The following is a 20,519-nucleotide window of genomic DNA, read 5'->3' as shown; positions in this document are numbered from 1 at the left end:
GGAAACATATTATGAAGAAACTCGCATCTTCAATATTAATTGTTATGGTCGCATGGCCATTTATGTATACAGGCGTGAGCGCAGAGACAGTTACAGTTCCCCCGGTTAATCAAACAGACATAGGGCAGGAAGCTGTACAAGGAGAAGTGATTGTCCAATTTAAAGATGGAAATCAAGTAGATAAAACTGTCGAGAGATACGATATGGAAGCAGAAAAAGCCGAGGATGATGTGGCGCTTGTTTCTTTTGATAGAAAAGACGAGAAGCTGGAAACAGCAATAAAAAAGCTCGATCAAGACAAAGCTGTTGTATCCGTACAGCCTAACTACAGATATACGCCAGCCAATCTGCCGAATGATCCATACTTCAATCAGCTATGGGGATTACGTAATATTGGGCAGTATATGACAGGGAAAAGCGGAACAGCTTCTGTAGATATAAATATTTCCAAAGCATGGGATATGACAAGTAAGATGTCATTGAAGGAAGTGAAAGTTGCAGTCTTGGACAGTGGAATAGACATTGACCATCCGGATTTGAAGAACAGCATTTACACAAACATGCAAGAAGCTAATGGAAGGCCTGGGATTGATGATGATGCCAATGGTTTCGTTGATGATGTACACGGCTGGGATTTCTTTGATAACGCAAGCACCGTAGATGATGAGATAGGTCATGGAACTCATGTAGCGGGAACAATCGCAGCTGGTATTAGCAATGGAATTGGCGTCTCAGGAATCGCCCCTAACGTCAAAATTGTTCCTCTGAAATTCATAGGCACTGATGGAGGGACAACATTTGGAGCAATTAAAGCAATTCAGTATGCGAAGAAAATGGGTGTCCAAATTGTAAATAATAGTTGGGTCAGTCGTGGTGGTTTTGAAGATGATGCATTGGAACAGGCAATTCGTGATTCGGGGATGCTCTTTATCGCCGCAGCTGGGAATGAAAGTTCCAATAACGACACATGGCCGGCTTATCCAGCAAGTTACAACGTTCCAAATATGATTTCTGTGGCAGCTATTGACAATCAGGGAAAAATTGCAACGTTCTCTAATTATGGAAAGACAGTTGATGTGGCAGCTCCAGGTTACTCAATACTTAGTACGATACCTCATACTGGCAATTCTGAATATGGATATATGAGTGGTACTTCGATGGCTACACCGCATGTAACAGGGGTGGCAGCACTTCTGATGGGGGCTTACCCAGAAGGCAATCTAGGAGATTTAATAGATACAATTGAGAAGAACGGAAGACCTCTTCTTTATAATAAAGAAATGATAGCCAGCGGGAACATGATTGATGCTGCTGCGGCTCTGGATGCCTATACTCCTATTGATATTGTGAGAGTTGAAGAATTACACGCTGATGACGATTACGTTGAGGGCGAAGCGTGGAGAGAATCAACGATTAAAGTAACATCTGAGCATGGAATGAGCGTTATGGGAAAAACAGATGCTAAAGGTTATTTCAAGATTCAATTGGGCGATATTTCTAAAGAGAAATCCTTAAATCTCCAGGCGATAGGTGAAAAAAAGCAATCGTCAATAAAGATTGTTCAAGTTCAGCCTTTACCAGAAGAAAAGAAGGTTGTAGAAATAAACGCCTCGAAACAAACATTCATAGATGTACCAAGCACATTCTGGTCTTATGGAGATATAGAATGGGCTGTAGGAAGAGGATTGATAAAAGGGTACCCGGATAAAACATTTAGACCTGAGAAGAGTCTGACGGAGGCTCAGTTGGCTGCTGTAATGAGTCAGTATTTTAACCGTAATATTGATAGCGTTCCAGATGAAAAGGATTGGTACGGCAAATTCTATACGTATCTGAAGAACAACCAAGTCATGTTGCCGGGTCATACAAACAAAAAAGTGATTGAAAAGCCAGTAAAAAGAATTACCTTGGCCAAAGCGCTAGCTGCAAGTCAAGGTGTAGAAGGCAGTGACAAACAGATCATTGATTGGATGTATCGAACTGGGCTTACGGTCGGCAGAGGAAAATATAATGACAAATATAAAGACTTTGGAGGAAATGATTTGTTGAATCGCTCCCACATCTCCATCTTCTTCCGCAAGATGGACAAAATGGGGGCAACGAATATTAGGGGAATAGCTAACTAACGTTGGTTATATTTATTATGTTTTAACGAAGCTTCGCAAAGATTGATTTTGTGAAGCTTCGTTATTTTATTTAGAGTTTTGATGGGAAGCCTAGCCTTAAAAAATAATTCATTTTAAGTACTTTCCTTCTATTGAATCTTGGCTAGTATTCAAAAGTAATATCTCCCGCCAACTTGTCCATACTGAACCTTAGTATGAATAAACAAGGAGGCCTCATGTCTCATGGCGGATAGTCCTTTCACTTTTACTTTGAACGAAAAAGAAATCCAAGCTAGACCCGGCCAGTCAATTCTTGAATCTGCGCTTGAACATGATATGTATATTCCCGGCATCTGCTCGTCACAGCCGAATCTAGGGGTTGGTGTCATCCAGACTTGTGACACTTGCTATGTTGAGGTGAATGGCAAGCTGGAGCGTTCCTGCTCGACGAAAGCGAAACCAGGTATGGTCGTCCGGTCTGTTTCTGACAGCGCAAAGGCGGCTCAGCTCGAAGGCATGTCGCGTATACTGGAAAACCACGAACTTTACTGTACGGTTTGTGACAACAACAATGGCAACTGCGAAGTGCATAACACAGCGGAATATTTGCAAGTTGAACATCAAAAATATGAGTTCAGACCGAAGCCATATGATCAGGACAACTCGCATCCTTTTTACCGCTATGAACCGGATCAATGTATCCTTTGTGGGCTTTGTGTGGAGGCATGTCAAGATCTCCAAGTAAGTGAAGTTCTCTCCATTGATTGGGAGCGTAAAATTCCACGTGTTATTTGGGATAATGATGTGCCAATCGGTGAATCATCTTGTGTTTCTTGTGGTCACTGTGTATCTGTTTGTCCATGTAACGCTCTGATGGAGAAATCAATGCTTGGCCGTGCCGGCTACTTGACTGGAATTCCGGATAACATTCTCTTGCCGATGATCGATGTGACAAAAGCTGTAGAACCAGGCTATAAAGAGATTTTTGCCATCTCAAATATTGAGTCTACAATGCGTAAAGACCGGATTGAAAAGACAAAGACAGTTTGCACATACTGTGGTGTCGGCTGTAGCTTTGAAGTTTGGACGAGGGACCGAGAAATCCTCAAGGTCCAGCCTGATCCGGATGCACCGGTTAATGGTATTTCCACTTGTGTGAAGGGGAAGTTCGGCTGGGATTTTGTGAACAGTGAAGAACGCCTGACGAAGCCGCTCATTCGCAAAGGGGATAGCTTCCAAGAAAGCACATGGGAAGAGGCGTTGTCACTCATTGCTAGCAAATTCAAAGGTATCCAAGAGGAGCATGGACCGAATGCGCTCGGTTTCATCGCATCATCGAAATGTTCTAATGAAGACAACTATCTGTTCCAGAAGCTCGCCCGTTCGATCTTCAAGACGAACAACGTCGACAACTGCTCGCGCTACTGTCAGACACCAGCTTCATCCGGCCTGATGCGGACAGTCGGAATCGGTGGTGACTCGGGAACAATTCAGGATATCGCAAGTGCGGATCTCGTCATCGTGGTAGGTGCCAATCCTGCAGAATCGCACCCAGTGCTTTCAACGAGAGTAAGACGTGCACATAAGCTTCATGGCCAGAAATTGATCGTTGCTGATTTGCGCAAAAACGATCTCGCTGATCGTGCGGACTTGCATCTGCATCCGAAGCCGGGCTCTGACCTTGTCTGGCTCTCGGCAGTGACGAAGTATATCTTCGACCAAGGCTGGGAGGACAAAAACTTCCTAGAGAATCGAGTTAATTTTGTTGAGAAATACAAAGCTTCTCTTGAAAAGTTTACGCTTGAATACGCTGAAGAGAAAACGGGACTTTCCAAAGAAACGCTCATCCGCATTGCTGAAATGATCCACGAATCAAAAGGGACATGCATCCTTTGGGCGATGGGTGTCACCCAGCATATGGGCGGTACAGATACGAGTACAGCTATTAGTAATTTGCTGCTTGTTACAGGCAATTACGGTAAGACGGGAGCAGGTGCCTATCCGCTCCGTGGTCATAACAATGTTCAGGGTGCAAGTGACATGGGCACAATGCCGAACTGGCTTCCGGGCTATGAACCTGTAGAAGATGATGCGGTGCGTGCCCGATATGAAAAGGCTTGGCAGACGGATCTGCCGAAAGTACCTGGCTTAAACAATCACCAGATTGTCGATGCCATTCAAGACGGAAATGTAAAAGGGATGTATTTATTTGGCGAGGAAATGGCACTCGTAGATTCCAATATCAATTTCGTTCAAGAGTCTTTTGAGAAACTTGATTTCTTCGTTGTACAAGATATTTTCTTCTCAAGAACAGCCCAGTTTGCAGATGTTGTTCTGCCGGCAGCGCCAAGTCTTGAGAAGGATGGTACGTTTACAAATACAGAACGGCGCATCCAACGTTTCCATAAGGTATTCGAACCGCTGGGAGACTCGAAATCGGATTGGGAAATCATTCGGGACTTGGCGAATGAACTCGGAGCGGATTGGAAGTATGAACATCCATCTGAAATTATGGATGAAGTCGCAAGTCTTGCACCTGCATTTGCTGGTGTTAGCTACGAGCGGTTGGAAGGCTGGAATAGTCAGATTTGGCCCGTGCAGGAAAATGGTGAAGGTACACCGATCCTTTACAAGGAGAGGTTCAAGTTCCCCGATGGCAAGGCACGACTATTTCCTGTCGACTGGACTGAGCCACATCATTTTGGTGCGGAGTATGATTTACATCTAAATAATGGACGTTCACTCGAGCAATTCCATGAAGGGAATATGACAGACCGTTCCGCAGGGATTCACCATATGCTGCCGGGGCCATGGCTTGAAGTTTCCCATGAACTTGCCGAAGAGCGCGGTATCGAGACCGGAGCACTCGTCCGACTTGTTTCTCCATATGGGAAGGTAAAAATCCGTGTACTTGTTACCGACAGGGTCAAAGGCAAGGAATTGTATTTGCCGATGAATACTAGAGACGACGAAGAGGCTGTGAACAGGCTGACAAGCAGCTACTACGACAAAGATACGCATACACCGAACTACAAGGAAGCTCAAGTGAAGATGCAAGTGTTGGAGCGAACGGGTGAATCACCGATGCCGAAACATAACTTCAGGTTCGGCAACCCACAGCCGCATATCGGCGTAGAAGTCATCAAGAAGTGGAACCGACCGGACTTCGAGCCAGTACCGGATACTGTTGCGAGGGAGGAGATCATTCGTGGCAAAGCCGATCACTAATATTGAAGCAGACCCAAATGTTCAACAAGAAGAAGTGATTCAGGACCTGGAAATGCTTATTCAACAAGTTGCAGAAAATCGCAAAGCGATTCAGGAAAGCTTGGCAATTTTAACAGAGTTGCAAGAAGTGGGTATTCTGGATGCCTTGAAGGCGATTCTATCCAAAAGAAATGAAATCGGTTCTATTGCAATGGGGCAAGTGAATCAGCCGGGTGCACACCATTTTATTAAAAATGGACTTAGTATCCTCGCATTGCTTGCATCCATTGAGCCGAATCAGCTGCAGCCAATATTCGGTGGGTTAGCTGGTGGCCTGGAGAGGGCAACTGAGCAGCAGGGTAAAAAAGAATCCGGTGGCGTTTGGGGATTTTACAAGGCAATGAAGGATCCGAACGTAAACGCCTCAATTCAAATGCTAATACGTTTCCTTGAAGGAATGGGCAAGCATTTGAATGAATCAGCAAATGAGGCCCCTCATGACGGCAGAGAATAAGGAGGCTAGTTCAGATGGCAAGAAAATGTGAGGTTTGCGGCCGCATTGAGAACTATGAGCATGCCGATCACCCTTATGACATTCTTGACGTGTGTGATGGATGTACAGAAGATGCATTGCATCCGCATGAGGAATTGGGGATGTAGAGATTAACAAGCTGACATCAGTTCAATAATGAATTGATGCCAGCTTTTTTTGCCCCATACTAAAATATTTGTATTTTTATAAAAGGATCCATTTAAAGATATGGTTTAAAATCAACCAGTAATATGAATATATGAAAATATAAAAAATATTTCTTTGCGTTCTGTTCATTTTCTTTGTGGAATAGACTCTAAAATGCATGCTAATTATAGTCTGAACCAACAGTTGATTGATAAAAATTAGCACATTTAACTGGACTTATATACCTATAAAAAAACAATTGACAATGAAAATAAAATGCTCTACTATTGTCCTTGCATAAAATAAAGTCTTTCTTATTAATAGCCGCGGAGACGAGGGGTCGACGATGCGGTGGCAAACCAATCCAGTCCAACCAGGACGGATATGGGGCCCAACCTGAGCGCTTAGCCTGTACGGCTTTGTGAACAATAAGAGGAGAAGCAGCTGATGATAAATCGAAGCTTTCCTTAGGTTGTAGGGGGAGCTTTTTTTGTGCTCTTAATTACCAAAAATTTACAATTTGGAGTGAGTATTGTTGGCTGAAAAGATTTTATTTACTTCGGAATCGGTGTCTGAAGGACATCCGGATAAAATTGCAGATCAGATTTCTGATGCGGTGCTCGATGCAGCACTTGCCCAAGATCCTTTTGCCCGGGTGGCCTGTGAGGTCTTTACTACAACCAATACCGTTATTGTTGGCGGTGAAATTGCAACATCAGCTGATCTGGATATTGAAGCGATTGCGAGAAAGACGCTTCTTGAGATCGGATATACAGATGATCGTTATGGAATTGATGGCCAAACATGCGATGTACAGGTGCTTCTTCATTCGCAGTCACCGGATATCGCAATGGGTGTAGATGCATCCAGCGATACTAAAGAGACTGGCGCAGGGGACCAGGGCATCATGTTTGGCTTTGCGACAGATGAAACAGAAAACTTGATGCCGCTTGCTATTGAGTTGGCTCATGCACTTGTGAAAAAAGCATCTCAGCTTCGTAAAAGCGGAGATTTTAAATGGGCACGTCCTGATATGAAGTCACAGGTAACAATTGATTATACAAATCCAGAACAGCCGCAGATTGATACGGTTCTTATGTCAATCCAGCATGATGAGGACTTTGACAGCTCAGCATTTGAGGTGTATGTATCGGAGACAATTATTAATGAAACAGCTAAAAGTTTTAACATTGCAGCACCAAAGCGGATTCTTATCAACCCGACAGGACGTTTCGTTATCGGTGGACCGCATGGTGATGCTGGCTTGACTGGACGCAAAATCATCGTTGACACATATGGTGGAGCGGCACGTCATGGCGGTGGTGCTTTCTCAGGAAAAGACTGTACGAAAGTAGACCGCTCTGCTGCTTACGCTGCTCGCTATGTTGCGAAGAATATCGTCGCAGCAGGTCTGGCGAAGAAATGTGAAATCCAGCTTTCGTACGCAATCGGTGTCAGTGAGCCGATCAGTATTTCTGTCGACACATTCGGAACTGGTAATGTACGGGTAGAGGAGTTGCTTCAAGCAATTCGCAAAGTTTTTGATCTTACACCTGCAGGAATCATCAACATGCTTGATTTGCGCACGCCGCGTTACCGCAATGTAGCGGCTTACGGGCATTTCGGCAGAACGGATCTCGATGTTCCATGGGAAAGAACGGACAAAGCTGAAGATTTGAAAGCGGCTGTTTCTGAATTGGCAGGAGCCGTCCGCTAATGAAAGCAACAAAGGTATTTGCTGCACAAGCGAGACCGAACACACGTCAGGAGCGCATGCCATTATTCAATGCACTCGTCAGATATGCACAGCAAGATGTCACACCGTTTGACGTTCCCGGCCACAAAATGGGTGCACAGATGAATCCTTTGAAAGAAACAATGGGCGAGATGGCCCTTCGCATGGATGTCAACTCCATGAAAGAACTTGATTTGCTAAGTCATCCACAGTCCGTAATTAAAGAGGCACAGGAACTTGCTGCCGAAGCATTCGGTGCTGAGCATGCCTATTTTCTTGTGAACGGGACAACAGTCGGTATTCAAGCGATGATTATGGCTGCTTGCAAACCGGGAGATACATTGCTCGTTCCGCGTAACGCACACAAATCCGTTATGGACGGAATTATTATGAGCGGCACAATCCCATTGTTTATTCAGCCGGAAGTTGACTACCGCTTTGGTATTGCTCACGGCATTACAGCAGAAAATGTGGCAGCGGCACTTGATGCCCATCCGGAAGCGAAGGCTTTGCTCATTACGTATCCGACATACTTCGGTTCGATGAGCGAGCTGGACCAAATATGCGCAATCGCGCATGAAAAAAGTGTCATTGTCCTAGTTGATAGCGCTCATGGTGCACACCTTCGCTATTTGCCAGGAGACTTCATAGATCCAATCGCCGCAGGGGCGGATGCTGTTACGTTAAGTATGCATAAAACGGGTGGTTCATTAACACAGAGCTCGCTTCTCCTCGTTCAAGGAGATCGGGTAAAGGCTGAACAGATTCAGAAGATGCTCAGCATGCTTCAGACGACGAGCGCCAATTATTTGCTTATGAGCTCGCTGGATGTGGCGCGCAGGGAGTTGGCACTTCATGGAACAGAACGTTATGAAACTTTGCAGCCGATTTTAGCGGATGCTATTGCTTCTATTGAATCGAGTTCCCGCTATGAAGTGTTGAAATCATCTTATTTGGAAGAACAATATGGCCAAAAACATGACTGGACGAAGCTCGTTATCCGAGTTAACGGCCTTGGCATGACCGGCTTTGAAGTATATACGGCATTAAAAGAACAATATGGCATCCAAATGGAGCTTGCAGAAGGCTATGTTGTCATGGCAGTCATTTCAGGAGCTGATACAGAACAGTCGATTGAGAAACTGGTGGCGGCACTGCAAGATATTGAGCGCCATGCAGGAGATCAGGCAACAATCCTCTCCACATATGTGACGGCAGACCAGGAAAGTGAACTCGCAATGACGCCAAGAGACGCTTTTTATGCAGAACACGATACGACATTCATTGATGATGCCATTGGCGAAGTCAGCGCAGATACATTGATGATCTACCCGCCCGGCATTCCGCTTGTTATTCCGGGTGAACGGATTACAGACGATATGGTGAAACAATACCATTATTATCGCCAGGCATTCGGCCAGGTGTTGACAGAATCGAAGAAAGCGGACCATATTACGATCGTTAAAGGAGAATGTAAATAATGGGATTGGAACTGAAGACACTTGGCAGACACGTATTGATTGAATATTATGGTTGCCCAAGCGAAATCATTGAGCAGAATGCCCTGATCGAACAGTTTATGAAAGAAGCAGCAGAGTACTCAGGAGCAACGATTGTTGAGTCTGTTTTCCACCACTTTAACCCGTATGGCGTATCCGGCGCAGTCATTATTGCCGAGTCGCATTTGACGATTCATACATGGCCAGAATATGGTTTCGCTTCTGTTGACGTATATACTTGCGGCGATTCGGTCAGCCCATGGAAAGCGGCTGATTATTTGTCTGAGAAACTTCAGGCGAAGAAGACAGAATCATTCGAAGCACCTCGCGGAATGGTTGAGAAGATTCGTCAGTTCGCAGAAAACGAGATTCAGGAAGTGAAAGTCAAACCGGAACTGGAAGGTGTAAACTGATGAACTGGTATACAGAACAGTGGAGCGATGACTGCAAGTTCTCGCTCCGTTACAACAAAGAACTCCATAGCGAACAAACGCCGTTCCAAAAGATTGACTTCTATGAAGGAGAAGAATTCGGTACATTCTTTACTCTGGACGGATTGATGATGGTTAATGAAAAAGACGAATTCATTTACCATGACATGATCACGCACCCAGCATTTGCGACAAATCCGGATATTAAGAAAGTACTTGTCATTGGCGGCGGGGACGGCGGAACAGCTCGTGAAGTGCTCCGCTACCCGAATGTGGAAAAAGTCGTCATGGCAGAAATTGATGAACGTGTATTCCGACTTTGCCAGGAATATTTGCCTGTTACAGCAAAAGGTGTGGAAGAGGATCCGCGCATGGAACTCCGATTCGAGGACGGCCTTGCCTATGTAAAGAATGCACCAGATGCGTCATTTGATTTGATTCTAGTAGATTCAACTGACCCAATTTCTGTTGGTGAAGGCTTGTTCACAACAGCCTTCTATAAAGAATGCTTCCGCGTGTTGAACGATAAGGGAATCTTGATTAACCAGCACGAGTCTCCATACTTTGCTGAGTATGCTGAGAATATGAAAAAAGCCCATCGGAAAATCCGTGATATTTTCCCGATTACAAATGTATACCAGTATCACATGCCGACATATCCGTCAGGTCATTGGCTATTCGGATTTGCCTCAAAAGCTTTTGACCCGCTGAAAGATCTGAAGGCAGCAGAATGGGAGAAGTTTGGGCTGGAAACAAAGTATTACAATACAGACCTTCATAAAGGAGCTTTTGCGCTGCCATCTTATGTGAAGGAGGCGCTTCTCTCAGATGAATAAACGATTGAACGTTAGCACATTTATTGGCTGCGAGGCTGAATATGACGAGGCGGACATTGTCCTGTTCAGTGTTCCTTTCGACGGCACGACGAGTTTCCGTCCGGGTACAAGATTTGCCGGTCAGGCAATCCGTCCAGATTCATATGGCTTGGAAACTTACTCACCATATTTGCAGAAAGATCTTGAGGACACAGCCATTTATGATGGCGGTGACTTGGACATGCCATTCGGCAATCCGGAGAAGGCGCTTGAAGTAGTGTCCCATTACAGCAAAGAAGTTCTCCAAGACGGCAAGAAATTCTTGATGATTGGCGGGGAGCATCTTGTCAGCCTGCCAACAATTGAGGCTGCATATGAAAAATATCCGAACCTTCATGTAATCCATCTTGATGCGCATACAGATCTTCGCGATGAGTACATTGGTGAGAAGCTGTCACATGCGACTGTAATCCGTCGCTGCCATGACTTCCTCGGTGACGGGAGAATCTTCCAGTTCGGTATTCGCTCCGGAACGAAGCATGAGTTTGATTGGGCGAAGGAACATACGTATTTAGAGCCTTTTTCACTGACTACGCTTAAAGAAAAGATTGCTGAACTGAAGGATGTACCTGTTTACATTACGATTGACTTTGATGTGCTTGATCCTTCCGTATTTCCGGGAACTGGAACACCGGAGCCGGGCGGCATTTCCTATAAAGAGCTGCTTGAAGCGATTCAGCAGTTCCAGGAACTGAATCAAGTTGTAGCTGCTGATGTTGTAGAGTTTTCACCGCCATATGATACAACAGGCGCATCTACAGCTGCTGCATGTAAAACTGTTCGTGAAATGCTTTTGACGCTTGTGGATTGATTGAGATTGGGTACCAAGATATTTAAAAGACAGGTCACCTTCATACTTTATATAAAGCAAAGACGCCTTTGATATAAAAATCAAAGGTGTCTTTTATTTTCCTCAATTTAATTTAGATTACTCGTCTGAGAAGAGATGGCGAATGATCTCATCCAAAGGAAAAGCCGAATAATCGTAAAAGAGATATTTAGCCCCGTCAGTGCCTGGAACTATGATTATATGGTCGTTAGGATAAAAGGTAAATCTAATAAAGAAGTTATGTGGAGTATCCATTCCTTACCCATACTCCTTCTGGTGCGCCTTTTTCCGCTTCAAATAATCCTCATCTGCCCGAATCGCATCCCAATGTCTCTTGAATATAGCGGCTGATTCAGCTTTAACAGAGTCTGGTTCCTGTTCTTTTACCATGCCATCTTTATCATATTTCCTCCCGCTTTTGTGGTTGGCGTAACGGCGTGCGCGCGTATAGCCCATCTGGATGAATTTTCGGGCCATATCCATGCCAACGAAATCATCATTCCTCCGGTACTCTTCAAACATTTCATGGATTCTCTTGGCAGATTCCTCAGCAATGGGAGGAGTCTTGAATCGCCAGTGGGGGAGAATCTCGCTTTTGTACGGCTCCACAAGCAGCACACCCTGCTCACCTTTGCCGACTCTGTACATCTCAGGGTGTTCCCGGATATTGATATTGTTGTAATCAAGGTTGTAGTCGAAGGTCACTTCTGCTCACGTCCTTTTTCTTTCGAATTCCCTGTATGAATCAGTGGAAAACAGATTGCTAATAGAATAGGCGTTGTTGTTTCAAGGTTCCTTCTGAGAGGAATGCAATTATAAATCAACACAGAGAGGACTGGAGAAATGCTAACAGTTAAGGGACAAAATCAGGGAGAGTTGTTGGAAATCGTAACAGAAGGTACAGCGACAAAAGAAGATCTAGAGAAGTACAAGGAGGCCCTAAAAGCGAAGATTCTTCAAGAAGAACCAATTCATATTCTGTTTATTTTCAAAAACATTGAGGGGGTTACTTTCCAAGGATTCCTGGAAGATATGAAGACGCTGCCTTTAATGAAGAGTGTCGGAAAAGGTGCCGTTGTTGAAGACGGAACGCTTACACATGGGGACTTAATGATAGGCAAGCTATTCCCAGGTGTGGATGTTGCTCACTTCTCTATGGATGAGATGGAAGAAGCAAGAGATTGGCTTAAAAGATAGAAGAACAGGCTTCGGTTGCAGTATTGCATCTGAAGTCTTTTTTAAGAGAAGTTGCAGTAATGGTAAAATAATACTAATTCTGGAGCAGGGGGGATGAAATTATGAACAGTAATTTGGAAAAGCCAACAATTTACAATCAGCTACTGGAGCTGCTTAAAGGAAAAGAGGGAAAGCTTGTCCATACAGTTGATGTTAGGCAAGCACTTCAAAAACGTCACGGAACGAACCTGGGAAGTTTGATTTTGTCCGATTTCTGCTACAACCGGTTCAACAGTGGCATTGCATTCCAGAACCATCTATTTGAATACGTAACGAGAAGTACATATAAGTATCTTGGTGAAAACTATCCATATTCAGGATTCATATTTCATAAGAAAAAAGGTGCTGTAGATGAAGAAGTTGTCGGTGAATGGAGAAATGGTGTGAAGTTCATGTATCATTCTGAGACCCCGGTCAGCCAGGAACAGCTCGAGCGCATGTATGAAGAATATATCCGGATTTTCCGTTTTGAGCTGGCTGTATTAAAATGTGCACCTGCTGAACTGAGACATTTGCTCGGTAGGATTGGGGAGCTTCACTGTGCCATGAATACGAAGGGCAGCCTGGCAAAGGAAACGAACCAGCATGGGTTTGATGTCATAGCTGAAAATGGTCGGTGTATTAGTGTGAAGACGACAACTCAAAAGAACGGCTTCATACCATTTAATAGCAATACTTTTAATCGTTTTGATGATGTCTATGTTCTGCAGTACATAAATGATGACTTCAAAATTATCTACTATGGAGAGAAGGAACGAGTGCGAGAGATTGCACGCTTGTATGAGAAGACATTCGAAGTTGACATAAGTAAGCTCAAGAAACTAGTTAGGTAGGGTCTTGCAAAGAAAGTTTTTCCTCTGTACAAACCAATCATACTAAGCAATAATATTAATCTATATTCCAATATAAACCAATTCTGTATATAATAATAAAAGGGCTGCGTTTGTCAGTCCTTTTTTTGTTTAAGAAAAGGGGAGTGTAAAATGAGAAAGTTGTTCGTGCTCGTTATGCTCGGATGTATGCTGATCAGTTTCATTCCAGAGCTTAATGGAGGCACAGTTTCGGCAAAGGGGAAGCCGACGTATAAAATCAGTCCGGCCAGTATTACATACAAAAAGAGATTGATGAACGTATCGACATACAACAAACATACAAAGCACTACTATTTGCTCCGCACTTATTTGGAGCGACTTGAACAGACGGGTGGGGGTACGCTCGTTTTAAAGAGAGGAACTTACTCGATATCAAATGCACTCTATGTGCCTTCGAATGTGACCATTCAGTTGGAGAATGGAGCGAAAATCTTAAAAACAATGAAAACGGGAACTAGAGTGTTTGGTCCCGCCGCTTCTTTGTTTCATTTCGTCCGTCCGTCCCGAAGCCATAAAAGGTCAGCTTATGGTGGTTATTCAGGTGAGAAAAATATTGCCTTTATCGGTAAGGGGAATGCCACGATTAATATGAATTTCGCGAAGAATGGCAATGTGTTGCTTGCGGGCCACAACCAGAATTTGAAGATTGAAGGAATTCGTTTTGAAAATATTAATGGTGGGCATTTCATTGAGATTGATGCGACGAAGAACAGTGTCATCCGGAATAATATTTTCATAGGTTCCAAACCTACAACCGGTTTAAATAAAGAGGCGATCAATATTGATACACCGGACAAGTCGACACAAGGTTTCAATGTAGTATGGAGCAAGCAAGACAAGATGCCGAATCGAGATATTCTTATTGAAGGCAATCGCTTCGAAGATCTGGATCGGGCGGTTGGAACCCATAAATATTCTGAAGGCAAGCTGCATGACAACGTGGTAATCCGCGGCAATACAATTGACAGGATGCGAAGTGATGCAATCCGTGTGATGAACTGGAGTAATGCGGTCATTGAAGATAATACTATTAAGAATGTGAATACTGGAAAAGCGAATAATCGAGGTATACTAGCCAGTGGCGCCTCCAATCCGACTTTCCGCAACAATCTTTTTATAAGTGTCCCCCGTGCGATGCAGTTCATGGTTTGGAAAAATTCCGGTCCAGGCTCACAGTATGGCATTATATATAACTCATTGACTGAACAAAATATAGAAGATTTGAAGACAAACCGGATTGTGGATTTCAAGGAAAACTTCATTCGAATCAATACGGAATATGATAAATTTGATAAAAGCACAACTCAAATCATTCCAGTTCTGACAGAGGAAGTGCTGCTTCTTAATAATGGATAGGCATTCGAAATAACCTCCATATAAATGATAGAAGAGCTTCACAAGGGCTGTCCAATTCCATGTGAAGCTCTTCGCAATTATTCGCTTTTTACTTTAAACTGGGCGATGACATGTTGCATCTCTTCTGAAAGTCGAGAAAGTGACTGAGCGGATGATGAAATTTCTTCCGTTGTGGCGAGCTGTTCTTCTGCAGCTTCTGAACTCTCTCTATTTGATGTTACACTGCTCTCGGCAATTTCTCGTACGTTTTCTATTGCTTCTGCAATTTGGTTACCAATATTGTCAATGTCTTTTATAGAGACAGTCACATCATTTACCTTATCAGATACATCCGAAATGGATGTTTCGATAAGTCCGAATGATTGCTTTGCTTCGACTGTTGATGAAATGCCTTCCTGCACTCTAACATTTCCTTCGTCAATGGAGATGACAGCTTTCTTCGTCTCAGATTGAATGTCTCCTATCATGAAAGCAATTTGGTCGGCTGACTTCTTGGATTCTTCTGCTAGTTTTCTTACCTCATTGGCAACGACGGCGAAACCTTTACCATGTTCACCAGCTCTGGAAGCTTCAATTGCTGCGTTCAGGGCGAGCAAGTTAGTCTGATCTGATATATCTGTAATCAGACCAAGTATATTCCCGATTTCCTTGGAGTGCTGATTCAATGACTGAATAATCATATTCATATGCTCAAATGAATCTTTAATTTCGTCAATCCGGTCGACAACGTTATCAATCGAACTGATACCGCTCTGGATATATTCTGTCGTTACTTTAACGGATTGATTCATTTCATTGCTGCTTGAGTTAATGTTTTGGATTTGTCCTACCATATTTTCTAGACCAGCAGACACATTTTGTATTTTATTAAGTTGTGATTCTGCCCCATTTGTATTCTGGTTAACAAGGTTCAGTAGTTTATCATTTGCTTCAGTACTTTGTTCGGAACTTGCGTTGAGCTGTTCAGCGGAGGCAGCTACTTGTGAGGCCGAAGCGCTTGTTGAAGAGATAATACCATTCAAATCCCGCACCATGGTGTTGAGGGAATTGATCAAAAGTCCGGTTTCATCATTATTGCGAGTTTCAAGCGGTTCTATTGTTAAATCACCTTCCGAAACACGACCCAAGGCATTTGTTGCAGAGGTGAGCGGTTTGGTAATCGAACGGGTGATGAAGAAGGCAATCACTATTCCGGCTACCGCAGCGATAATAATGAAAATGATGGACTGGATAATACCTCTTTTGTAATGGGTATCTGTCAATTCCTCTGCTTGATCAGCATACTGCAAGTTAAGTTTGACAAGGTTGTTCATTTCTTCTGTCATTGCCGTAATTTTATCCTGATATTCTGTTACGACTTTTACTGCCTTGTCATCCTGGTTAGCACTGCTTAAATTGAATACAGCATGAACAAAGTTATCATAGGACTGAATGTCATTGTTTAGTTTGCTGATAATCTTCCTTTCCTTATCGCTAGTAATAAAATCCCCATATTCTCGTAAGAGCTTGTCAAGCTCTTGCTTATTCTTTTGATACTTCTCTTCCTTTTGTTTCATAATTACATCATTTGGTGAAATGATATGCTCACTGATTACACTGAAGTTTTCTGATAGAATATATTTTATCTCTTGCACGGTATATAGCGCAGGCATTTTATCATTAGCCACAAATTCTGTTGAGTCATTCAGCTGTCCAAGTTTGCTGATTCCTGACCAGCCTAATAAGGCAATTAAAATAATAACTGTAAAAAAACCTGTATATAATTTCTTTCCGACTGTCATGATGTATTCTCCTTATATGTTTATTTTTGCTGCCTGTAACTATAATGATTGCCCGGGTAATAATAAGAAAAATTACTGAATAAGACAATGAATAAGTATAAAGCACTAGGTGTAACTTGTGCAACTAAATTATGGTAAAAAAATGATTTTTTTCATGGAATGTATTTTTTCAATAATCAATATATAAATGCATGCTAAGTGGTATTTCTAAATCTAGACCTCTGCACCTAGCCTTGCTACAATCAACATAATGAATTGTGAAGTTTTCGGGAGGCTTAATAGATAGATGAAGATCGGTATAGTTGGTAATTATGGAAATGATAATCAAGGGGATGAGGCAATTCTGGAGGGCATTCTGATTCAGGTTGAAGAGGCTTTTCAACTGAAGCGACAGGAGATTCTCGTTTTTACAAATAACCCTCTCCAGACAAACATGAAATTTGGCGTTCAGACGGTACCGCTTTTTCAAAATCGGCGTACGGATCCAATGAAGTTCCTGGCAACACTTCTGCACAATACTCCGGTCATCCGTAAGCTTGATCTGCTGCTAATGGGCGGGGGCGGAATTTTACAGGATTTATATCGTAACAATCCGATTGTATACGGAATGTATAGCCTGATGGCTCGCCGTGCAAAAACGCCGCTCATGCTCTATGGTCCAGGTGTCGGACCCCTTCGTACAAAGTTTGGACGAGCGGTCATCAGCTCAATTGCAAACAATGCAGCAGCGGTGGCGGTACGAGATGCGGAATCAAAACAGCTTCTTGAGGATATTGGTGTAAGAGGGGAAGTCCACGTTATCAGTGACCCGGCCCTTTTTAATGAGGCGCCTAAGAAATCTGAACGTCAGGGTGATGGTTTTCGGATAGGTGTGACAGCAGTACCATATTACAAAAAACCGTACTGGCCTTCTGCAGACAGTGAAAGATACGATCGTTATATCACTGGCATGGCGGCTAATCTCGATTGTCTACTTGAAGAGATTCCAAACGCAACATTGCAGTTTTTCTCTATGAAACATCCATATGATACGGAGTCAGCGAAGGATATTCATGCTCTCATGAAATATAAAGAGCGAGCCGAAGTCTATGATAAAGGTCTGAACCATAGAGAAATCCTTGAGCTGGCAAGTGGACAGGACCTTGTAGTTGGTACAAGGCTTCATTCATTGATTTTATCACTTGTTGCACAAACACCTGTCATCGGGGTTTCCTATCATGAAAAGGTGAAAGACTTCATGGAAATGGCAGAGTGCGGCGACTCAGTCGTGCCAATTGATGCTTTTGGTGAGCAGGGAGATCTTCTTTTCGAAAAGTATCAATCCCTTGCTGCGGACTGGACGGCTTCCTGCCATCGTTTTGAGAAAGTTGCTAGCAAGATGCGAACCAAAGAGCCAAACGGAATGGAATTGCTTAAAAAGCATTTTATTAAATAATAATAGAAACGGGTCTTCTCCAACTTTCAGGAGAAGACCCGTTTTTTACGGCACTTTTTTCGACATATTTTGGTGTTATAATAGAAGGCAGTATAGATTACACAGGAGCGAGTATATGAAAAGAATCTGTTATTTGGCCGGAGCCTCGACGATCCACACAGTACGCTGGGTGAACGCAATGGTAGCAAAAGGCTATGAAGTCCATCTTATTACAATGCATCCAGCCAAATTAGATCAAATTGATTCGGCTGTTTCTGTACATAAATTGAAGGTCCCGGCACCAATCGGTTACTATGCGAATGTATTTCAGCTGAAACGGCTGCTGCGTGAGATTAACCCCGAGTTGCTACATGTACATTATGCTAGCGGATATGGAACATTGGCGAGACTAGCAAAATTTTCTCCAACCCTGTTATCAACCTGGGGCAGTGATGTTTATCTTTTTCCCTATGAGAGCAAGCGTAATGAGAAAACATTGCGTAAAAATTTCATGGCCGCTACACGGGTTTCGGCTACGGGGCTGGCGCTAAAGCGACAAACCGCGCTCTTTACCCCTCCTGATATTCAAATTGACGTCGTGCCATTTGGAATTGACACAGAGCTTTTTAGAAAAATTCCTATTAAAAAGGAATCTGGAGATATTGTTATCGGCACCGTAAAAAGGCTAAAAGAAGTCTATGGTATTGATTTGCTTCTTAAGTCGGTAGCACGAATGATAGATCAATTGCATAAAGAAGGACTTGATGATATCGCTGGCCAGATTAAGTTACTTATTGTCGGAGAGGGTCCACAAATTAGCGAATTAAAAGAAATAGCAGTCCAGTTGAGGCTTGAGAAGCAGACTGAGTTTGTTGGTGCAGTACCTAACGTTAAGGTTCCTGAGTATATAAATCAGCTCGATATTTATTGTGCTTTCAGCAGAAGTGAGAGTTTCGGCGTTGCGATTCTAGAGGCTTCTGCCTGTGAGGTACCTGTTGTTGTAAGCAATGTTGGTGGGTTGCCTGAAGTAGTACGTGATGGAGAATCGGGATATATAACACAATTAGGCGATCTTGAAGAAATGGCAGAGCGAATTAAGGAACTTGTTCTGGATGAAGGAAAGAGAAAAGAATTTGGACGAAATGGGCGTGAATTTGTCCAAAGCTGTTATGAATGGGATAGAAATGTTGCTGTAATGGCTGATATATATGAACAAATGACTAATTGAGAGGGAGCAAAAAATGAAGAAAAATTTTTGGATAATGCATCATTATGCAACAGATTGCTTCTACAATAAAGGCGGTCGACCGTATTGGTTCGCTGAGCAATTATTGAAAAAAGGCTATAAGACGAGTGTTTTCTGTGCGAGTACGCGACATAACGCTACAGATGAGATTGACATACCGGTCGGTAAAAAATATACAGTGGAGCGAACTGAGGAGATTCCGTTTGTTTTCGTTAAAGCACCACAGTATGAAGGGAATGGAGCAAGCCGCATTAAAAACATGCTCGCTTTTTATAAAAATGTGCTTCCGGCTGCCAAAGATTATGCTAAATATCATGGCAAGCCGGATGTAATTCTTGCCTCAAGTGCGCATCCTTTTACAGTAATTGCTGGAATTAAACTTGCGAAGAAATTCGGAGTTCCGTGTATTTGTGAGGTGCGTGATTTGTGGCCTGAGAGCATTGTCGCCTATGGCATGCTTGAGCGCAATCATCCGCTTGCGAAGATTCTCTATAAAGGTGAAAAGTGGATGTACAAAAAAGCCGACGCCATCGTCATGACATGGGAAGGCGGCAAGGACTATATTATCGAGCAAGGCTGGGCTGAAGATATCGATATTGAAAAGGTTCATCATATTAACAATGGTGTCATCATCGATTCTTTTGACAAGAACAGTGAAGAGTTCTGTGAACCGGATGCTGATCTTGATAACCCTGATTACCAAAATGTTGTCTATGCCGGCTCGATTCGTAAAGTGAATAATCTTGGTTTGCTGCTGGATGCAGCGAAGGTCGTCCAGAAAGATGAAGCCGGTTCAGATATCCGTTTCCTTATTTACGGAGCGGGTGATGAATTGGACATGCTGCAACAACGCTGTTGTGATGAACATATTGATAATGTCATTTTCAAGGGCCGTGTCGATAAAAAATACATTCCTGGCATTGTTAAGCGTGCCGATATCAATATACTGCATAATTCCAGTACATCATTGGACAAATATGGACAGAGCCAGAATAAGCTTTTTGAATATATGGCTGCGGGAAAGCCGATCGTTCAGACATATACGACTGGTTACAGCATTTGCGAAAAATATGATTGTGGCATCAGCGCTCCTGTTCAGACTGCAGAAGAAATTGCGAAGGCGGTAATAGAAGCATGCAGCAATGAAGAACGCAAGATTGAAATGGGAGAAAACGCACGCAATGGTGCTGATGATTTTGATTTTGCCAAGCTGACCGATAAACTGATTGATATTGCTGAAGGTCTCTGATATTG

Annotated in this window: 17 protein-coding genes; 15 read left to right on the top strand and 2 right to left on the bottom strand. The window is 43.2% G+C overall.

Features of this window, described 5'->3' with window-relative positions:
- Positions 1-11 precede the first annotated feature (11 nt).
- From QR721_RS12340 to speB, 9 genes are all read left to right on the top strand, one after another.
- A complete protein-coding gene (locus tag QR721_RS12340) occupies positions 12-2,126 on the top strand; it encodes a S8 family serine peptidase (protein WP_348027407.1) in 2,115 nt (704 codons plus the stop codon).
- Positions 2,127-2,348: 222 nt separating this feature from the next.
- Positions 2,349-5,333: a formate dehydrogenase subunit alpha gene (gene fdhF, locus QR721_RS12335; protein WP_348027405.1), complete on the top strand. Its 2,985-nt coding sequence runs from the start codon at positions 2,349-2,351 to the stop codon at positions 5,331-5,333.
- Positions 5,314-5,826 carry a helical membrane plugin domain-containing protein gene (locus tag QR721_RS12330; protein WP_348027403.1) on the top strand — a complete coding sequence of 171 codons (513 nt, stop codon included), beginning with the start codon at positions 5,314-5,316 and terminating at the stop codon, positions 5,824-5,826. The genes fdhF and QR721_RS12330 overlap by 20 nt, the downstream gene beginning before the upstream one ends.
- A 14-nt stretch (positions 5,827-5,840) precedes the next feature.
- Entirely contained in the window at positions 5,841-5,972 is a 132-nt protein-coding gene (locus QR721_RS12325; protein WP_348027401.1) for a hypothetical protein, read from the top strand.
- Between the two features lie 554 nt (positions 5,973-6,526).
- Positions 6,527-7,708, top strand: coding sequence for a methionine adenosyltransferase (gene metK, locus QR721_RS12320; RefSeq protein ID WP_348027399.1), 1,182 nt, complete (start codon positions 6,527-6,529; stop codon positions 7,706-7,708).
- Positions 7,708-9,207: an aminotransferase class I/II-fold pyridoxal phosphate-dependent enzyme gene (locus QR721_RS12315; RefSeq protein ID WP_348027397.1), complete on the top strand. Its 1,500-nt coding sequence runs from the start codon at positions 7,708-7,710 to the stop codon at positions 9,205-9,207. Before metK ends, QR721_RS12315 begins: the two co-directional genes overlap by 1 nt.
- Positions 9,207-9,638, top strand: a complete 432-nt coding sequence (gene speD / locus QR721_RS12310) for an adenosylmethionine decarboxylase (RefSeq protein ID WP_348027395.1) — start codon at positions 9,207-9,209, stop codon at positions 9,636-9,638. Before QR721_RS12315 ends, speD begins: the two co-directional genes overlap by 1 nt.
- Positions 9,638-10,492 carry a polyamine aminopropyltransferase gene (gene speE / locus QR721_RS12305; protein WP_348027393.1) on the top strand — a complete coding sequence of 285 codons (855 nt, stop codon included), beginning with the start codon at positions 9,638-9,640 and terminating at the stop codon, positions 10,490-10,492. Before speD ends, speE begins: the two co-directional genes overlap by 1 nt.
- Positions 10,485-11,342: an agmatinase gene (gene speB / locus QR721_RS12300; RefSeq protein ID WP_348027391.1), complete on the top strand. Its 858-nt coding sequence runs from the start codon at positions 10,485-10,487 to the stop codon at positions 11,340-11,342. The genes speE and speB overlap by 8 nt, the downstream gene beginning before the upstream one ends.
- Positions 11,343-11,618: 276 nt before the next feature.
- On the opposite strand, the gene QR721_RS12295 is transcribed toward speB, so the two are convergent.
- Positions 11,619-12,065: a DUF4385 domain-containing protein gene (locus tag QR721_RS12295; protein ID WP_348027389.1), complete on the bottom strand. Its 447-nt coding sequence runs from the start codon at positions 12,063-12,065 to the stop codon at positions 11,619-11,621.
- Positions 12,066-12,203: 138 nt separating this feature from the next.
- Here QR721_RS12295 and QR721_RS12290 point away from each other — a divergent pair, with 138 nt between their 5' ends.
- The 3 genes from QR721_RS12290 to QR721_RS12280 all read left to right on the top strand — a co-directional run bounded on the left by QR721_RS12290 (position 12,204) and on the right by QR721_RS12280 (position 14,824).
- Positions 12,204-12,557, top strand: coding sequence for a SpoIIAA family protein (locus QR721_RS12290; protein WP_348027387.1), 354 nt, complete (start codon positions 12,204-12,206; stop codon positions 12,555-12,557).
- A gap of 101 nt (positions 12,558-12,658) precedes the next feature.
- Positions 12,659-13,429 carry a DUF7225 domain-containing protein gene (locus QR721_RS12285; protein WP_348027386.1) on the top strand — a complete coding sequence of 257 codons (771 nt, stop codon included), beginning with the start codon at positions 12,659-12,661 and terminating at the stop codon, positions 13,427-13,429.
- 150 nt (positions 13,430-13,579) lie between these two features.
- Positions 13,580-14,824, top strand: a complete 1,245-nt coding sequence (locus tag QR721_RS12280) for a right-handed parallel beta-helix repeat-containing protein (RefSeq protein WP_348027384.1) — start codon at positions 13,580-13,582, stop codon at positions 14,822-14,824.
- Between the two features lie 77 nt (positions 14,825-14,901).
- On the opposite strand, the gene QR721_RS12275 is transcribed toward QR721_RS12280, so the two are convergent.
- The gene (locus QR721_RS12275) at positions 14,902-16,605 is read right to left on the bottom strand and encodes a methyl-accepting chemotaxis protein (protein WP_348027382.1); all 1,704 of its coding nucleotides are present in this window, start codon (positions 16,603-16,605) and stop codon (positions 14,902-14,904) included.
- Positions 16,606-16,891: 286 nt separating this feature from the next.
- Here QR721_RS12275 and QR721_RS12270 point away from each other — a divergent pair, with 286 nt between their 5' ends.
- The 3 genes from QR721_RS12270 (at position 16,892) to QR721_RS12260 (ending at position 20,514) form a co-directional block, all read left to right on the top strand.
- Positions 16,892-18,040: a polysaccharide pyruvyl transferase family protein gene (locus QR721_RS12270; RefSeq protein WP_348027380.1), complete on the top strand. Its 1,149-nt coding sequence runs from the start codon at positions 16,892-16,894 to the stop codon at positions 18,038-18,040.
- Positions 18,041-18,155: 115 nt separating this feature from the next.
- Positions 18,156-19,247: a glycosyltransferase gene (locus tag QR721_RS12265; protein ID WP_348027378.1), complete on the top strand. Its 1,092-nt coding sequence runs from the start codon at positions 18,156-18,158 to the stop codon at positions 19,245-19,247.
- Between the two features lie 13 nt (positions 19,248-19,260).
- On the top strand, positions 19,261-20,514 hold the full coding sequence (locus tag QR721_RS12260) for a glycosyltransferase family 4 protein (protein WP_348027376.1): 1,254 nt from the start codon (positions 19,261-19,263) through the stop codon (positions 20,512-20,514).
- Positions 20,515-20,519 lie beyond the last annotated feature (5 nt).

The organism is Aciduricibacillus chroicocephali (assembly GCF_030762805.1).
Lineage (GTDB): Bacteria > Bacillota > Bacilli > Bacillales > Amphibacillaceae > Aciduricibacillus > Aciduricibacillus chroicocephali.
This window is presented reverse-complemented; position numbering and strand designations above follow the sequence as displayed.

Bases quoted from the DNA above. Each gene is read 5' to 3' on its own strand.
- QR721_RS12340 (WP_348027407.1), top strand. From the start codon at position 12: ATGAAGAAACTCGCATCTTCAATATTAATTGTTATGGTCGCATGGCCA.
- fdhF (WP_348027405.1), top strand. From the start codon at position 2,349: ATGGCGGATAGTCCTTTCACTTTTACTTTGAACGAAAAAGAAATCCAA.
- QR721_RS12325 (WP_348027401.1), top strand. From the start codon at position 5,841: ATGGCAAGAAAATGTGAGGTTTGCGGCCGCATTGAGAACTATGAGCAT.
- QR721_RS12315 (WP_348027397.1), top strand. From the start codon at position 7,708: ATGAAAGCAACAAAGGTATTTGCTGCACAAGCGAGACCGAACACACGT.
- speD (WP_348027395.1), top strand. From the start codon at position 9,207: ATGGGATTGGAACTGAAGACACTTGGCAGACACGTATTGATTGAATAT.
- speE (WP_348027393.1), top strand. From the start codon at position 9,638: ATGAACTGGTATACAGAACAGTGGAGCGATGACTGCAAGTTCTCGCTC.
- speB (WP_348027391.1), top strand. From the start codon at position 10,485: ATGAATAAACGATTGAACGTTAGCACATTTATTGGCTGCGAGGCTGAA.
- QR721_RS12290 (WP_348027387.1), top strand. From the start codon at position 12,204: ATGCTAACAGTTAAGGGACAAAATCAGGGAGAGTTGTTGGAAATCGTA.
- QR721_RS12285 (WP_348027386.1), top strand. From the start codon at position 12,659: ATGAACAGTAATTTGGAAAAGCCAACAATTTACAATCAGCTACTGGAG.
- QR721_RS12280 (WP_348027384.1), top strand. From the start codon at position 13,580: ATGAGAAAGTTGTTCGTGCTCGTTATGCTCGGATGTATGCTGATCAGT.
- QR721_RS12275 (WP_348027382.1), bottom strand. From the start codon at position 16,605: ATGACAGTCGGAAAGAAATTATATACAGGTTTTTTTACAGTTATTATT.
- QR721_RS12270 (WP_348027380.1), top strand. From the start codon at position 16,892: ATGAAGATCGGTATAGTTGGTAATTATGGAAATGATAATCAAGGGGAT.
- QR721_RS12265 (WP_348027378.1), top strand. From the start codon at position 18,156: ATGAAAAGAATCTGTTATTTGGCCGGAGCCTCGACGATCCACACAGTA.
- QR721_RS12260 (WP_348027376.1), top strand. From the start codon at position 19,261: ATGAAGAAAAATTTTTGGATAATGCATCATTATGCAACAGATTGCTTC.